The organism is Sulfuriferula sp. AH1, from assembly GCF_002162035.1.
Lineage (GTDB): Bacteria > Pseudomonadota > Gammaproteobacteria > Burkholderiales > Sulfuriferulaceae > Sulfuriferula.
Genome location: NZ_CP021138.1, coordinates 2129695 through 2145060 on the forward strand (window position 1 = coordinate 2129695; position 15366 = coordinate 2145060).

The window sequence follows — 15366 nt, forward strand, 5'->3', positions numbered from 1 at the left end:
TGGATTTACTTTTTTGACTTGAGATTAGGAAGAATTATGTCTTATCAACACATACAATTACCGGCATTCGGCGAAAAAATCACGGTCAACGCCGATGCAACACTGAATGTGCCCGACCAGCCCATTATCCCATTTATTGAAGGTGACGGTACCGGCGTTGATATCACCCCGGTAATGTGCAAAGTCGTTGATGCCGCAGTTGCCAAAGCCTATCAGGGCCAGCGCAAAATCGCCTGGATGGAAACCTATGCCGGCGAAAAAGCAGTCAAGGTCTACGGCAACGACATCTGGCTGCCTGAAGAAACCGTAGAGGCCGTACGCGAATACGTCGTATCCATCAAGGGTCCACTGACCACTCCGACTTCCGGCGGCATGCGCTCACTGAACGTGGCATTGCGGCAAATGCTGGATTTATACGTATGCTTGCGTCCGGTACGCTATTTCCAGGGCGTACCCAGCCCGGTCAAGGCGCCGGAAAAAGTGGACATGGTCATCTTCCGTGAAAATACTGAAGACATCTATGCCGGCATCGAATGGGAAGCCGGTTCGGCTGAGGTCAAAAAAGTCATTGCCTTTTTGCAGAAGAAAATGGGCGTCAAAAAAATCCGTTTCCCTGAATCTTCTGCGATCGGTATCAAGCCGGTGTCCATCGAAGGCAGCGAGCGCCTGATTCGCCGTGCGATCCAATACGCCATCGACAATGGCCGCCGCTCAGTGACCCTGGTGCACAAAGGCAATATCATGAAGTTCACCGAAGGCGGCTTCAAGAAATGGGGTTACGAATTAGCCAAACGCGAATTCGGCGCGGTAGAGATCGACGGCGGCCCGTGGTGTCAGTTGCCCAACGGCATCGTGATCAAGGACGTCATTGCCGACGCGTTCCTGCAGCAGATCCTGTTACGCCCGGATGAGTATGATGTGATTGCCACACTCAATCTCAATGGCGATTATATTTCCGACGCCCTGGCCGCTGAAGTTGGCGGTATCGGCATCGCTCCGGGCGCAAACCTGTCCGACTCGGTTGCCATGTTTGAAGCCACTCATGGCACCGCACCGAAATATGCCGGCAAGGATTATGTGAATCCGGGTTCGATCATCTTGTCTGCCGAAATGATGTTGCGGCATTTGGGCTGGGTTGAAGCGGCCGATCTGATTATCGACGCGATGCAGGGCGCTATCGCCGACAAAACGGTAACTTACGATTTTGCACGGTTGATGGATGGCGCAACGCAGGTGTCATGTTCGGCATTTGGTGACGCAATGATTGCACAGATGCGGTAATTGCAATTAAAGCAGGCGATTGGCTGGCATGGCTTGTCACCGTGCCGGTCACGCCGCTGCAGTAGCTGGCTAAAAGTACAAATAATAAAAAAGGCGCGGATAAACTCCGCGCCTTTTAAAGTTCAGTACAGCTAATTAAGCAGGCTGAATATTTGAAGCTTGTTTGCCTTTAGGTCCTTGGGAGACTTCGAAGCTGACTTTTTGGCCTTCTTTAAGGGTTTTGAAACCACCCATATTGATTGCGGAAAAATGTGCGAAAAGATCTTCGCTTCCGTCGTCAGGAGTAATAAAACCGAAACCTTTAGAATCGTTGAACCATTTAACTGTGCCAGTTGCCATTGTTACATTCCTTGATAAAAAACAGGCCAAAAACGGCCATGGACTGTTTGAGAACCAAGATCGCACAACGGCAATACCAGACTTGCAAAAACCTTGATATCAAACTCCAGTGCACTTTTTACTCCTGAAAAAATTTTTTAGCAAGCACTAAGTGAATATTTTTAATTATTTGCAAAGGAATACTTGAAAAATTCGCTCGAGACGTCAAAATGAATACCTGACAGGTTAACAAACAAAGTGAACAGATGGCTACGCGACAACGTGACGACACACTATTGGCGCCCAGCAAGGCAAAACTTGAGCCACCCCCTTTGCATAAAGTAATGCTGCTCAACGACGATTACACGCCAATGGATTTCGTAGTGCATGTGGTCCAGCATTTTTTTCACAAAACTCATGAACAAGCGACACAAATTATGCTCAAAGTACATACTGAAGGTCGCGGAGTTTGCGGTTTGTATCCCGCCGATGTCGCCGCCACTAAAGTCGCTCAGGTGATCGCGTTTGCTCGCCAGCATCAACATCCGCTTCAATGCGTGATGGAGGAAAATTAAATGATCGCTCAAGAATTGGAAGTCAGTTTGCATTTGGCCTTTATGGACGCACGACAGAAGCGCCACGAATTCATTACCGTGGAGCATCTGCTGTTCGCCATGCTGGACAACCCTTCCGCTGCCGAAGTGTTGCGCGCTTGTGCGATCAACATTGAAACCCTGCGCCAGCAACTGGGCGATTTCATTACCGAACATACGCCTACCGTCGCCGGCACCGAAGACATCGATACCCAGCCTACGCTCGGTTTCCAGCGCGTCATTCAGCGCGCGATACTGCATGTGCAATCCTCCGGCAAGAAAGAAGTCACCGGAGCAAATGTGCTCGTTGCGATTTTCGGCGAAAAGGATTCGCATGCGGTGTACTTCCTGACCCAGCAAGGACTGACTCGCCTCGATGTCGTCAATTACATCTCGCACGGCACGACCAAAACCACGCAAACCGAATCGCAACGCAGCGACACTGCGACGGAAAATGCTGAAGAAGCGGCGCCTGCATCGGCGCTGGACAGCTACACTTCGAATCTCAATGCGCAGGCACTGGCAGGCAAGATCGACCCGCTCATCGGACGCGAGGCAGAACTGGAACGGGTGATCCAGACCCTGTGCCGTCGTCGCAAAAACAATCCGTTGCTGGTGGGTGAAGCCGGTGTCGGCAAAACCGCCATTGCCGAAGGTCTGGCTCGCCGCATCATCGAAGGCGATGTGCCCGACATACTGGAAGACAGCACCGTCTATTCCCTGGATATGGGCGCATTACTGGCCGGCACCAAATATCGCGGCGATTTCGAACAACGCCTCAAAGCGGTGTTAAAGCAGCTCAACGCCGACAACAATGCCATTTTATTCATCGATGAAATCCACACACTGATTGGCGCGGGTGCCGCATCGGGCGGCACACTGGACGCCTCCAACCTGCTAAAGCCTGCGTTGTCGTCCGGACAGCTCAAATGCATCGGCGCGACCACCTATACCGAATATCGCGGTATTTTTGAAAAAGACCACGCGCTGTCACGCCGCTTCCAGAAGATCGACGTGAACGAACCGAGCGTCGATGAAACCGTAGCGATCCTGCGCGGCTTGAAGTCACGATTCGAAGCTCACCACGGCGTGAAATACACTGCTTCGGCATTAACCACGGCGGCCGAATTGTCTGCGCGTTACATCAACGACCGGCATTTGCCGGACAAGGCCATCGACGTCATCGACGAAGCCGGCGCTGCGCAACGCATCCTGCCCAAGTCAAAGCAAAAGAAAATCATCAGCAAACGCGAGATCGAGGAGATTATCGCCAAAATCGCCCGCATCCCGTCCAAGCATGTCAACAGCGATGACCGCGATGCGTTGAAAACTCTGGATCGCGATCTCAAAGCCGTGGTCTTCGGCCAGGACAATGCGATCGCCGCGCTGTCTTCCGCCATCAAAATGGCACGTAGCGGTCTCGGCAATCCGCAAAAGCCTATCGGTTCGTTCCTGTTTTCCGGTCCGACCGGCGTCGGCAAGACCGAAGTTGCACGGCAGTTGGCCTATACGATGGGCATAGAGCTGATCCGCTTCGATATGTCGGAATACATGGAACGCCACGCCGTATCGCGCCTGATCGGTGCGCCGCCGGGCTATGTCGGTTTCGATCAGGGCGGATTGCTCACCGAAGCCATTACCAAAACGCCGTACGCAGTCTTGTTGCTGGACGAGATCGAAAAAGCACATCCCGATGTATTTAATGTGCTGCTGCAGGTGATGGATCACGGAACGCTTACCGACAACAATGGCCGCAAAGCCGATTTCCGCAATGTGGTGATCGTCATGACCACCAATGCCGGGGCCGAATCACTGACCAAAACCAGCATTGGCTTTACCGCCGCCAGCCAGACGGGCGATGAAATGGCCGATATCAAGCGGCTGTTTACACCGGAATTCCGCAACCGGCTGGATGCGATCATTTCCTTTGCGCCATTATCGCAGGACATTATTCTACGTGTCGTCGATAAATTCCTGATGCAGCTGGAAGATCAGCTCCACGAGAAAAAAGTGGATGCTCATTTCACCGATGCACTCAAAGCCTACCTCGGCAAAAAAGGTTTTGATCCGCTGATGGGTGCACGGCCGATGGCGCGCCTGATTCAGGATACCATTCGTCGGGCGCTGGCCGATGAACTGCTGTTTGGCCGTCTGGCTAATGGCGGCTCGGTCACAGTCGACATTGACGAAAACGACAATGTGAAGCTGAGCTTTAGCGAGGAACTGGCTGTTGTTTAGTCGGTTCCGGCACATCCCGATCATTTTCAAAAACACCTGAATATGTCATGCTGTAGTAAAAACTACACATGACATATCGGTGTTTGTCTGTCAAAAATCCCAAGACTGTAGTAAAATGGCAACATGACTATTGAATAATCAAAACTGTTTATGCCGCAGTGGTTGGGGTATTTTTAACCCGACTTTCATTTTTAAAGAGATGACACATGATTTTAGTTACTGGTGGTGCAGGTTTTATTGGAGCGAATTTCGTTCTGGACTGGTTAAAGACGACGGATGAGCCCGTCATCAATCTGGACAAACTCACTTATGCAGGCAATTTACAAAACCTGGCGAGCATCTCATCGGATACTCGCCATATTTTTGTGCAAGGCGATATTGGCGATCAAAATCTGATAGCCCGGCTATTACGCGAATACCAACCGCGTGCCATCATCAATTTCGCAGCGGAAAGCCATGTCGACCGCTCCATCCACGGCCCGGAAGACTTCATCCAGACCAACGTAGTCGGCACTTTCCATTTGCTGGAAGCCGTACGCGACCACTGGAACAATTTGCATGAGACGGCCCGGTCGCAGTTTCGTTTCCTCCATGTTTCCACCGATGAGGTATACGGCTCCCTCGGCTCGGCTGATGCACCATTCACCGAAACCACTGCCTACGCGCCCAACAGCCCGTATTCCGCATCCAAAGCCGCCTCCGACCATTTGGTCCGGGCCTACCACCACACTTACGGCTTGCCGGTACTCACCACCAATTGCTCCAACAATTACGGTCCTTACCAGTTCCCTGAAAAGCTGATTCCGCTGGTAATGATGAACGCAGTGGCAGGCAAGCCCCTGCCCATTTACGGCGATGGCCTGAACGTACGCGACTGGCTCTACGTCGGCGATCATTGCAGCGCGATACGCACCGTTCTTGCAAACGGTACAGCCGGCGAAGTCTATAACATCGGCGGCTGGAATGAAAAAGCCAATATCGACGTAGTCAAAACCATCTGTGCGATACTCGACGAGTTGCATCCCGGTTCGCCAGTCACCCCCCATGCCGAATTGATCACTTACGTAAAAGACCGTGCAGGACATGATCGCCGCTATGCCATCGATGCAAGCAAGATCGAGCGCGAACTGGGCTGGCGGCCAGCGGAGACCTTCGAAACCGGCATCCGCAAAACGGTCGCCTGGTACCTGAACAATCAGGACTGGGTCGCCAACATCGCCAGCGGCGAATATCGTCACTGGATAGAAAAACAATACGGGAGCGTAGCATGAACGCACGCAGAGGCATCATCCTGGCAGGCGGCTCCGGTACCCGCTTATATCCGGTTACCCAGGCAGTCTCCAAACAACTGCTGCCGGTGTACGACAAACCAATGATCTACTATCCGCTGACCACGCTGATGCTGGCGGGGATACGCGATATCCTGATCATTTCCACCCCGCAAGACACGCCGCGCTTCGAACAACTGCTCGGCGACGGCAAGCAATGGGGCATTAACCTCAGTTATGCAATCCAGGCCTCGCCGGACGGTCTGGCACAAGCCTTCATCATCGGCGCCGACTTCATCGGCAATGCCAACAGCGCTTTGGTGCTGGGCGACAATATTTTTTACGGACACGACTTTTCCGACGATCTGCGCACGGCCTCCGCCAAAACAAGCGGCGCGTCCGTATTCGCCTACCCGGTACATGATCCGGAGCGTTACGGCGTAGTCGAGTTTGATGCCGCAGGCAATGCCGTCAGCCTGGAAGAAAAACCGTTCAAGCCCAAATCGCGCTACGCGGTCACCGGTCTCTATTTCTATGACAATCAGGTCATCGATATCGCCCGCAACCTCAAGCCCTCGCCGCGTGGCGAACTGGAAATAACCGACGTGAACCGGCATTATCTGCATATGGAACAACTGCATGTGGAAGTGATGGGACGTGGCCATGCATGGCTGGATACCGGCACCCATGAATCGCTGCTCGAAGCATCGACCTTTATCCAGACCATCGAAAAACGCCAGGGTCTCAAAATCTCCTGCCCGGAAGAAATCGCCTACCGTCAGGGCTACATCGATGCCGCCCAACTGGAAAAACTCGCACAACCGCTGGCAAAGAACGGCTACGGCCAGTACCTCATCGCGATGCTGAATGAACGGCTGTTTTAATCATGAATATCATTCCTACCCGCATCCCTGATGTCCTCGTCATCGAACCCAAGGTGTTCGGCGACGAGCGCGGCTTCTTTTATGAAAGCTACAATCGCCGAGTAATGACCGAAGCCGGCATTCCTGATGATTTCGTGCAGGATAACCATTCACGCTCGGCCAAAGGCGTGCTGCGCGGTTTGCATTACCAGATCCGGCAAACCCAGGGCAAGCTGGTGCGCGTCATTTCCGGCAGCGTGTATGACGTCGCGGTCGATCTGCGCAAATCCTCGCCTACCTTTGGACAGTGGGTAGGCATGGAACTGTCCGCGGATAACAAGCGCATGGCATGGATCCCCAAAGGCTTCGCCCACGGTTTTGTAGTGACCTCCGATACTGCTGAATTTTTATACAAAACAACGGATTACTGGGCACCGCAATTCGAACGCAGCTTGCTCTGGAATGACCCGGCCCTGGGCATCACCTGGCCACTCGACATGCAGCCGATCATCGCCGCCAAGGATGCAGCCGGTCTGCCGCTGGTTCAGTGCGAGGTATTCGCATGAACATCCTGCTCACCGGCGTCAATGGCCAGGTCGGCTGGGAGCTGCGCCGCACCCTTGCCACACTCGGTACCGTGACGGCCCCGGCCCGGCAACAACTGGACCTGACCGATGAACAGGCGTTGCGGCAGTTCATACGCACTACACGCCCTCAACTGATCGTTAATCCTGCAGCGCATACCGCAGTGGACAAAGCCGAATCCGAGCCGGAACCGGCCCGCACCCTTAATGCAATCGCTCCCGCCATCATGGCCGAAGAAGCCGCCCGACTTGGCGCGGCCATGGTGCATTATTCGACAGATTATGTATTCGACGGCAGCAAAAGCGGCGCCTATACGGAAACCGACACCCCAAACCCGCTAGGAGTATATGGTGCCACCAAACTCGCCGGCGAGCAGGCGATTGCGGCAGCGGGTATCCCGCATCTGATTTTACGTACCAGCTGGGTCTACGGACTGCGCGGCGGCAATTTCCTGCTGACCATGCAACGCCTGTTCCAGGAACGGGAACAGCTTAACATCGTTGCCGATCAATTCGGCGCGCCGACCTGGTCACGCATGATTGCGGAAGCAACTGCACAGATACTGGCGCAACGCCCTTTCGAGCAACAATCCTTATCAGGGATTTACAATCTCACCAGTGCGGGCACAACCAGCTGGCATGCGTTTGCCGCGGCCATCCTGGAGCGGACCGCCTTGGAAAAATCCGTCACACTCAATCCGATTCCGGCCACCCGGTATCCTACACCTGCCACACGCCCGGCCAATTCAGTCTTGAGTAGCGACAAACTCTACAAGGTTTTCGGTATTGCCTTGCCGCACTGGGAAACTGCGCTTGCCTTGTGTCTGGACAAGCCATAAGGCGAACCCTACAACTGCCCGGCATGCATTAATGCCGCATATTCGTCCGCAGACACCGGCTTGCTGTACAAATAGCCCTGCAACACGTCGCAACCGTACTTCAACAAAAAATCACGCTGCTGTTCGGTCTCTACGCCTTCGGCGACAACGGACAGACTCATCGCATGCGCCATCCGGATGGTCGCCATGACAATGGCAGCATCGTCACTATCCGGTTCAAGTTCCTGAATGAACGAACGGTCTATCTTCACCGCATCGATCGGGAAGCGTTTCAGATAACTCAAGCTGGAATAGCCGGTCCCAAAATCGTCGATGGAAATATTCACGCCGCGCTGTTTTAATGCGGTCAGGGTTTCCACAGTCTGCCTGGCGTTGCTCATCGCCACGCTTTCCGTGATTTCCAGCCCGAGGTAGCTGGCATCCATTTGACTATCCGCCAGCGCTTTATCCACGACCGCCAACAAATCCGGTTGCAGGAACTGACGCATGGATAAATTAACCGCCACCCGCTGCAACGGCAGACCCTGTTGCTGCCAGCGGTGCATTTGCTGGCAGGCCTCGCGTAACGCCCATGCCCCCACCGGAATAATCAAGCCGATGGACTCCACCACCTCGATAAACTCTTCCGGCTGAATCAGGCCATACACCGGATGGCGCCAGCGCAGCAAGGCTTCGCAGCCAACGATCTTGCCGGATTTGCCGGCCACCTTGGCCTGATAATACAGCTCGAATTCCTGATTTTCCAGCGCCCGCCGCAACGAGTTTTCCAAACGCAATTGCGACTTGCTGTTGCTGTCCATATTGATATTGAAAAACATGAAGCCGGTGCCTTGTCGTTTTGCACGATACATCGCGGTATCAGCCTGCCGCATCAGCTCCTGCGTCGAGTCTGCCAAATCGTTGCCCAGGGTTTGAGACACTGCGCCATTGAACGCTGCGATGCCGATACTGCCGGATACCACGTATTCGTGGCCTTGCAGCAATACCGGCATGCGCATCGCGTCGAGGACTTTTTGGGCGACAGCTGCCGCAGACTGCGTAGCATGGTCGCCTTGCAGCAACACGGTAAATTCATCACCGCCGAGGCGGGCAACGAAATCCTCCTGACGCACGCTATTACGAATGCGCTGGGCGAATTCCTGCAGCAGCTTATCGCCCATGGCATGACCCAATGTGTCGTTGATATTCTTGAACCGGTCAAGATCCATAAATAACAGGGCAACCTCAGTCCTGCGCCGCTCTGCATTGGCAACCGCATAATCCAGTTCCTCAAACAAGGCATTCCGGTTAGCCAGCCCGGTCAGGCTGTCATAGCGTGCCAACTGCTCGAATTTGTTCTCGGCATGCTTGTGCTCGGTTAACGCAGCTGCGATCAGAAACCCCGACACACTCATGATAGCCAGCAATATCTGCAAATTGGCGACTACCGCATAAGGCACCTGAATGCCTACCAGCCTTGCTTCGCCCATTACCAGCCCGACTGCCATGGATGCACCTACCAGCACGATGATCGCCGTCCCTGCTGCGCCCAGACGTAATGCAGCCCATACCACAAAAGGAAACAGCAGCAGGAATTGCGGATCGAAGTTGACGATACCGAACCAGTGCAAATGCGATGCGCCCATGAGCCATACCATGGACGCAAGCAAAATGAGCATTTCGATTAACTGCGCTCGGCTGGGTTTTAACATGCGGCTGGCATAGCCGACCATCAAGGCGGGTGCGACCACCAGATTACCCATCATATTGCCTAGCCACCATACCGACCAGGCACTGGTCTCGCGCTCGACCGGCAGCAAATGCCAGAACACCAACGTCGTCGCACCGATAGTTGCACTTGTCAGTGCAGCCAGCGGTGCAGCCAGCATGGTCAGCTTGACGATCTCGGACACGCGATCCAGCCGCGGCCGGAACTGCTCATTACGGCTTAATAGCCAGTAGGCCGATAAGGCCGCCAGCGTATCGCCGATGCCGAACATCAAGGCGATATAAACCGGCACGACACTGAGACTGGACCAGAACGCCCCGATCAGAATGCCTGGCCAGTAGCGCTTGCCGAACAGTACCAGCACGGCGATCGCCAGGCCGCTTGCCGGCCAGATCGCGCTGACACTGCTGTGTACGAAGGGGGCAATCCATAAACCGAATTTGGCGAACAGATAGTAGACGCAGGAGAATGCGAGGACACCCAACCAATAATCGCCCGAATATTTTCTGACAGTATGGATGGACGCCATGTTCATAGCTATACCGATTAGATAACGATTCGCAACTGGGGTGCGAACTTTCCGGGGTATCCGGACAAAAGGAACGACATTTGTATCTTAAGGAACCTGTATCTGTGCTTTCACCGCATTAAGCGCATCCTGCAGCGTATCTTCCGTCAGCTCGTTCAAGGACTCAGCCAGCATTTCGGCCGCTTCCAGCGTAACTGCCGGCAATTTTTCGCTGTCCAGCTCGGCAACGAAGACTGCCGCTGCGCCACTGACTCTTAATAGACCATCGCGCTCTCGCATCAACATTTCGATCTCGTCACGCAGCATGGAAACTTCCTGTAGGGTTTGTGGCATAGTGCGTTTTCCTAATAAAAAACTAAATAAACAAAGTCAGTACGCCGGTATAGCCGTACATACGATCATGGGATATTTCGCCGTTGGCAAAAAAACCGACCAGCGGCACGTCGCCCAATACCTGCTGTATCAATTCCAGTTCGGCAGATTTGGCGCCAAACAAGCTTTCGCCTCGCCCCAAGCAAGAATAATACACTGCACCACGCGGTGCTGCTGGCAAACTTGCTTGCAAATCCTGCAACATATTGAGCATGTCGGTCTGTGCCGCCCCTGCATCCCGCCGGCAAAACAGCACCTCGGCTAGCGGCGGTACGATCTCGCTGATGGCGACCAGCCGTTCAGCGGTATCGGCTCCGATTAAATTGCGCACCAGATAATCGCGGCTGTCACTTCCCGGAATACTTAACGCGACAAAGATATATCCCGCCGCCCGGCTTAAATCACGCGCCAGGATCTCGCCGATATCCTCATACAGCACATCCAGCGCCGGACGCCCGTCCAGGCTAATCAGGATATTCTCATGGTTCGCGGTCACCGTGTGGCGCGGCCCTATTGGCGTGACGCCTTGCGAGAGCCGGGTCATCACCGTCACCGCATCTGTAAACATCACCCCGGACAAGCCGCCGTACACTACCTCATCCGCAACTTGCAATGACTGGAAGCGCGAACTGCTGATACCCCCTGTCGCAAAACCGGTCGCCATGCCAGCCGCGACCAACCGAACCAGTTCGGGGATCTCCGGATTGCGCGCATCGCCATGAACCAGAGCATAGTGCGCGGGCTTGCCATGCACCATAAAGCCATCCAGAGCCGAGGCCACCTGATCGGCGGCCGTCACTGGCGCAAATACCCGAAACGAATCGGCCGGGAATTCACCTAACATGACGACGACGGCGGACTCATCCAGATATTCATGCCCGGTGGCACAAACCCCGATACCTACCGAACCGACCCATTCCGCAATACCAGTTTGCTCGCGCAGCTGCGCCAGCATTTCGGTCAGGCGGTTGGCATATAAATCGGTAACGTACACAAATCCCAGATTCGCCGCAGAACGTACCGGCGATAATTGCTGGACGCAATCCTGTATCGCCTCGCTCCATTGTCCCAGAGAAGAATGCGCCCAGGCAAACGGCTTGCTCATCAGCCTTTCGCTCCCGGCCATTTCGCGTCCAGCACCTTGCGCATACGTGCAGCTGCCTGTGCACTGATGCCCGCCACCTGTGTCAGCGCCTCTGCTTCGGCAGCAAACACCGCCGCTGCACTGCCGAAATGATCCAGCAACGCCTTCGCCATCACTTCATTGATACCCGGCAAACCTTCCACCAGATAACGCTGGCCATTGACCGGATCAAACGGCTTGCCATTGCGCATCACCACGGGATGGCCGAGGCCATGTTGTGCCTGCGACGCCATCGTGAACAGGATTTCGGCAGTGAAGCCTTCACCCGGACTCGGCACCAAAGGCACGCCCTGCATCACCGTCAGCCAGGCGATAGCTTCGCGGATGACGATCGGATCGGTATGAAAACGCCCGCCATAGATATCGCCTTCGACGATATACACAGGCTGGTCGTAGCTGGATTTGAGCTTGCCGACTTCGCCGAACAGGCGTTTATCCATGATCGCCAAGGTAAAATCGGTCGCCGACTTGCGCTCGACCACCACCCCGCCGCCCAGATCGTAATCGCCGCAATCCAGTTCGGCGGTCTGAGTCGACAAACCTTTGAAACTGCCCGGATAGGTTTGCCAATGCTGCAGAACTGCCGTTTTTTCTTCACGCGGATGGTAGGTGATAATCGTCGTTGTATCGGTCATAATCATGCACTCAAGGTAAAGACTCGGAACCACTATTCTACGGAGTTCGACATCATGCGCCTATGGGTATTTCTCCTCGCACTTATCATCAGCCATTCCAGCCATGCTGGATTCGACCCCAGCGGCGAAGCTGTCGAATGGGCCGGCCAGATCGTCAGCCAGTATCGTTCTGGTGATGATACCTGTTTTGAATTACAGCGACACCAGGCCAGCCCGAACAAATTCAAGACCTGCGTGTTCGGCTATTACGACCCGGCACAATTCGGGCCGGGCAAATGGCTGAAGGTCGCGGGTACGCTGCAACCCCGTGCTGCCGACACCCTGCCTCTGGTGCTGGGTGCCCAGGTTACGCTGATTCCGGCCCCGTTGCCGCCCAGACGCTATTACGGCGACCCTTGGTATAATCCGTACCACGATCCTTTCTTCGACCCGTATCACCCCTATTATTGGTAAACCGACATGCTTAATCAAGATCTGGTGGGCCTTGCGGCCGGCAGCCTGACAACCATCTCTTTCGTGCCCCAGGTCATACAGATCTGGCGCACCAAACATGCTGACGACATTTCCACCAGCATGTTCGTCATTTTCATGGCCGGCGTTGGACTCTGGCTGCTCTACGGTATTTATCTCGACGCGCTGCCGGTTATCATCGCCAACTCGATCACCTTGCTGCTCGCCGCTACTGTGCTGATCCTGAAATTCCATTTCCACAGAACCAGACCGTGAGCTGGCAACCCGACTGGCTGCAGCGCTCTCCGTTATTCGCTCCACTGATGGCGTTACCGCAAGCGCTTACTCGAGACGACGACTGGATCGACCTCGACCTGCTCAACCAGTATGCCACTGCACACAACATCACCAATGCATCCGGCCAGACCATACAATTCACTGCATCCGACACCGGTCAGGCTTACGAAACCCGGATTGCCGAAACCAGCCAGGTTCCGACCCGCGTCAACAACTGGCACGACTATTTCAATGCGCTGGCCTGGCTGATCTGGCCGCACAGTAAAGCCGCGCTCAATCAGTTGCACATCGCCGCCGGCATCACCGCGCAGCGCGACCGGCGCCGTGACGCCCTGACCCTGCTCGATGAAAGCGGTGTCATCGTCGCCTGCGCCGATCCAGCACTATGGCAACTGCTGCAGCAACATCAATGGAGCGAATTATTTGTCGGACAACGCGAACGCATAGAAAAGGAAATGGCATTCCATCTGATCGGCCATGCGCTGTATGAAAAAGCGCTGCAGCCCTACCCGGCGATGACCGGGAAGTGCCAGGTAATCATGGTGCAGGCGGAGTTTTTCACACTGGAACCCGCCCAGCGCCAGCAACAGCTCGACCGGCTGCTGGCGCAGCAACTACTGCAACATCCACCGCTCACACCCGGCGAATTTGCAGCGCTGCCGGTATTGGGCATTCCCGGCGTCACAGCAGAAAATAGTGATCCCTCGTATTATCAGAATACGAGGGTGTTCAGACCGTAGGCTTATTCCGCGCGCATCTGCGGGAACAGAATCACGTCGCGGATACTGGCGCTGTCGGTCAGCAACATCACCAAACGGTCAATACCGATGCCGCAACCGCCGGTCGGCGGTAGGCCGTATTCCAGCGCACGGATATAGTCCGCGTCGTAATGCATCGCTTCCTCGTCGCCCGCCTCCTTCTGCCGCACCTGCTCCATGAAACGTTCGGCCTGATCTTCCGGGTCGTTCAACTCGGAGAAACCGTTGGCCATTTCGCGTCCGGTGATGAACAGCTCGAAGCGCTCGGTAATCTCGGGCTGGCTGTCGGAACGCCGTGCCAGCGGCGACACTTCGGCCGGGTAATCAATGATGAAAGTCGGCTGTATCAACTGGGTTTCCGTGGTTTCCTCAAAGAAACTCAGCTGCAAACCGCCCACACCGTCGGTCGCCCGGTACTTGCCCTTGTTGCTCTCGAACCAGCTAATAAGCCAGGCGCGGTCGTTGAGCTGGGCTTCGGTGTATTGCGGATTGTATTTGCGCACCGCCTGCACAATGGTGAGGCGGTCGAACGGCTTGCCCAGATCGATGATCTCGCCGTTATAGCTGACCTGCTCACTGCCGGTGGCTACACGCGCGGTTTCGCGCAGCAGCGATTCGGTAAAATCCATCAGATAGCGATAATCCCGGTACGCCTCGTAGAATTCCATCATGGTGAATTCCGGGTTATGCCGGGTCGACAGTCCTTCGTTACGGAAATTACGGTTGATTTCGAATACCTTTTCCATGCCGCCCACCACCAGCCGCTTCAGATACAGCTCAGGCGCGATGCGCAGGAACATATCCATGTCCAGCGCATTATGATGGGTCACGAACGGCTTGGCCGCAGCACCGCCGGGAATCGGATGCATCATCGGCGTTTCCACTTCAAGGAAACCATGGCCCATCATGAACTGGCGAATCGCCTGCACGATCCTGGAACGGGTCATGAATACGTTACGGGCATCGTCGTTGGTCATCAGATCGACGTAACGCTGACGGTATTTCTGTTCCTGATCGGTAAGACCGTGGAATTTCTCCGGCAATGGCCGCAGGGATTTCGACAACAGCCGCACGCTGTGCGCCTGCACGGTCAGTTCGCCGGTCTTGGTTCTGAACAGCACACCCGTTGCAGCGACGATATCGCCCAGATCCCAGTGTTTGAAAGCCTGATGAATTTCCTCTCCGACCAGATCGTTGCTCAGATAAATCTGCAGGCGCCCGCTCATGTCCTGCAGGGTAGCGAAACTGGCCTTGCCCATCACCCGTTTCAGCATCATGCGCCCGGCAAACTGCACGCTCACCGGCTGCTCGGCAAGCGCCTCCTTGCTGGTCTCGGCATGTTGCGCATGGATATCGCCGGCAAAATCCTTGCGCTCGAAATCGTTGGGGAAAGCCACACCGGCTTCGCGCAATGCGGCCAGCTTGGCGCGCCGCTCGGCGATGATCTGGTTTTCGTCCTGATGTTCGGCTGGAATAATCTCGGTCATGC

General features: G+C 54.9%; 16 protein-coding genes. 10 read left to right on the forward strand and 6 right to left on the reverse strand.

Features of this window, described 5'->3' with window-relative positions:
- Positions 1-36: 36 nt before the first annotated feature.
- Positions 37-1281, forward strand: a complete 1245-nt coding sequence (icd, locus tag CAP31_RS10805) for an NADP-dependent isocitrate dehydrogenase (protein ID WP_087447539.1) — start codon at positions 37-39, stop codon at positions 1279-1281.
- A gap of 135 nt (positions 1282-1416) precedes the next feature.
- Here the strand turns inward: icd and CAP31_RS10810 are convergent, their stop codons facing one another.
- Positions 1417-1620 carry a cold-shock protein gene (locus tag CAP31_RS10810; RefSeq protein WP_087447540.1) on the reverse strand — a complete coding sequence of 68 codons (204 nt, stop codon included), beginning with the start codon at positions 1618-1620 and terminating at the stop codon, positions 1417-1419.
- Between the two features lie 245 nt (positions 1621-1865).
- On the opposite strand from CAP31_RS10810, the gene clpS reads away from it, so the two are divergent.
- The 6 genes from clpS (at position 1866) to rfbD (ending at position 7984) form a co-directional block, all read left to right on the forward strand.
- Positions 1866-2174: an ATP-dependent Clp protease adapter ClpS gene (gene clpS / locus CAP31_RS10815; protein WP_087447541.1), complete on the forward strand. Its 309-nt coding sequence runs from the start codon at positions 1866-1868 to the stop codon at positions 2172-2174.
- Positions 2175-4430 carry an ATP-dependent Clp protease ATP-binding subunit ClpA gene (gene clpA / locus CAP31_RS10820; protein WP_087447542.1) on the forward strand — a complete coding sequence of 752 codons (2256 nt, stop codon included), beginning with the start codon at positions 2175-2177 and terminating at the stop codon, positions 4428-4430.
- 206 nt (positions 4431-4636) lie between these two features.
- Positions 4637-5701 carry a dTDP-glucose 4,6-dehydratase gene (rfbB, locus tag CAP31_RS10825; protein WP_087447543.1) on the forward strand — a complete coding sequence of 355 codons (1065 nt, stop codon included), beginning with the start codon at positions 4637-4639 and terminating at the stop codon, positions 5699-5701.
- Positions 5698-6582, forward strand: a complete 885-nt coding sequence (rfbA, locus tag CAP31_RS10830; RefSeq protein ID WP_087447544.1) for a glucose-1-phosphate thymidylyltransferase RfbA — start codon at positions 5698-5700, stop codon at positions 6580-6582. The genes rfbB and rfbA overlap by 4 nt, the downstream gene beginning before the upstream one ends.
- Before the next feature lie 2 nt (positions 6583-6584).
- On the forward strand, positions 6585-7127 hold the full coding sequence (gene rfbC / locus CAP31_RS10835; RefSeq protein ID WP_087447545.1) for a dTDP-4-dehydrorhamnose 3,5-epimerase: 543 nt from the start codon (positions 6585-6587) through the stop codon (positions 7125-7127).
- Positions 7124-7984, forward strand: coding sequence for a dTDP-4-dehydrorhamnose reductase (gene rfbD / locus CAP31_RS10840; RefSeq protein WP_087447546.1), 861 nt, complete (start codon positions 7124-7126; stop codon positions 7982-7984). Before rfbC ends, rfbD begins: the two co-directional genes overlap by 4 nt.
- Positions 7985-7992: 8 nt before the next feature.
- Here rfbD and CAP31_RS10845 read toward each other — a convergent pair whose 3' ends face one another.
- From CAP31_RS10845 to CAP31_RS10860, 4 genes are all read right to left on the reverse strand, one after another.
- The gene (locus tag CAP31_RS10845) at positions 7993-10221 is read right to left on the reverse strand and encodes a bifunctional diguanylate cyclase/phosphodiesterase (RefSeq protein ID WP_189836614.1); all 2229 of its coding nucleotides are present in this window, start codon (positions 10219-10221) and stop codon (positions 7993-7995) included.
- Positions 10222-10308: 87 nt separating this feature from the next.
- Positions 10309-10554, reverse strand: a complete 246-nt coding sequence (locus CAP31_RS10850) for a hypothetical protein (protein ID WP_087447548.1) — start codon at positions 10552-10554, stop codon at positions 10309-10311.
- A 22-nt stretch (positions 10555-10576) separates the two neighbouring features.
- Positions 10577-11698, reverse strand: a complete 1122-nt coding sequence (locus CAP31_RS10855) for an FIST N-terminal domain-containing protein (protein ID WP_087447549.1) — start codon at positions 11696-11698, stop codon at positions 10577-10579.
- Positions 11698-12372: an ERCC4 domain-containing protein gene (locus tag CAP31_RS10860; protein WP_189836615.1), complete on the reverse strand. Its 675-nt coding sequence runs from the start codon at positions 12370-12372 to the stop codon at positions 11698-11700. Before CAP31_RS10860 ends, CAP31_RS10855 begins: the two co-directional genes overlap by 1 nt.
- A 54-nt stretch (positions 12373-12426) precedes the next feature.
- Here CAP31_RS10860 and CAP31_RS10865 point away from each other — a divergent pair, with 54 nt between their 5' ends.
- The 3 genes from CAP31_RS10865 to CAP31_RS10875 are packed head-to-tail and all read left to right on the forward strand — an operon-like array spanning position 12427 to position 13859.
- Positions 12427-12825 (forward strand): hypothetical protein, encoded by a 399-nt coding sequence (locus CAP31_RS10865; RefSeq protein ID WP_087447551.1) that lies wholly within the window; start codon positions 12427-12429, stop codon positions 12823-12825.
- A 6-nt stretch (positions 12826-12831) separates the two neighbouring features.
- Complete coding sequence (locus tag CAP31_RS10870; protein WP_087447552.1) at positions 12832-13098, forward strand: SemiSWEET transporter; 267 nt, start codon at positions 12832-12834, stop codon at positions 13096-13098.
- Positions 13095-13859, forward strand: a complete 765-nt coding sequence (locus CAP31_RS10875; RefSeq protein WP_087447553.1) for a DUF3025 domain-containing protein — start codon at positions 13095-13097, stop codon at positions 13857-13859. The genes CAP31_RS10870 and CAP31_RS10875 overlap by 4 nt, the downstream gene beginning before the upstream one ends.
- Positions 13860-13861: 2 nt before the next feature.
- Here the strand turns inward: CAP31_RS10875 and lysS are convergent, their stop codons facing one another.
- Positions 13862-15364 (reverse strand): lysine--tRNA ligase, encoded by a 1503-nt coding sequence (gene lysS, locus CAP31_RS10880; RefSeq protein WP_087447554.1) that lies wholly within the window; start codon positions 15362-15364, stop codon positions 13862-13864.
- Between the last annotated feature and the right edge of the window lie 2 nt (positions 15365-15366).

Coding starts and splice junctions, on each gene's coding strand:
- CAP31_RS10845 (WP_189836614.1), bottom strand. CDS start 10,221: ATGGCGTCCATCCATACTGTCAGAAAATATTCGGGCGATTATTGGTTG.
- CAP31_RS10855 (WP_087447549.1), bottom strand. CDS start 11,698: ATGAGCAAGCCGTTTGCCTGGGCGCATTCTTCTCTGGGACAATGGAGC.
- CAP31_RS10850 (WP_087447548.1), bottom strand. CDS start 10,554: ATGCCACAAACCCTACAGGAAGTTTCCATGCTGCGTGACGAGATCGAA.
- rfbC (WP_087447545.1), top strand. CDS start 6,585: ATGAATATCATTCCTACCCGCATCCCTGATGTCCTCGTCATCGAACCC.
- rfbD (WP_087447546.1), top strand. CDS start 7,124: ATGAACATCCTGCTCACCGGCGTCAATGGCCAGGTCGGCTGGGAGCTG.
- CAP31_RS10860 (WP_189836615.1), bottom strand. CDS start 12,372: ATGACCGATACAACGACGATTATCACCTACCATCCGCGTGAAGAAAAA.
- CAP31_RS10865 (WP_087447551.1), top strand. CDS start 12,427: ATGCGCCTATGGGTATTTCTCCTCGCACTTATCATCAGCCATTCCAGC.
- rfbB (WP_087447543.1), top strand. CDS start 4,637: ATGATTTTAGTTACTGGTGGTGCAGGTTTTATTGGAGCGAATTTCGTT.
- CAP31_RS10810 (WP_087447540.1), bottom strand. CDS start 1,620: ATGGCAACTGGCACAGTTAAATGGTTCAACGATTCTAAAGGTTTCGGT.
- lysS (WP_087447554.1), bottom strand. CDS start 15,364: ATGACCGAGATTATTCCAGCCGAACATCAGGACGAAAACCAGATCATC.
- clpA (WP_087447542.1), top strand. CDS start 2,175: ATGATCGCTCAAGAATTGGAAGTCAGTTTGCATTTGGCCTTTATGGAC.
- clpS (WP_087447541.1), top strand. CDS start 1,866: ATGGCTACGCGACAACGTGACGACACACTATTGGCGCCCAGCAAGGCA.
- CAP31_RS10870 (WP_087447552.1), top strand. CDS start 12,832: ATGCTTAATCAAGATCTGGTGGGCCTTGCGGCCGGCAGCCTGACAACC.
- rfbA (WP_087447544.1), top strand. CDS start 5,698: ATGAACGCACGCAGAGGCATCATCCTGGCAGGCGGCTCCGGTACCCGC.
- icd (WP_087447539.1), top strand. CDS start 37: ATGTCTTATCAACACATACAATTACCGGCATTCGGCGAAAAAATCACG.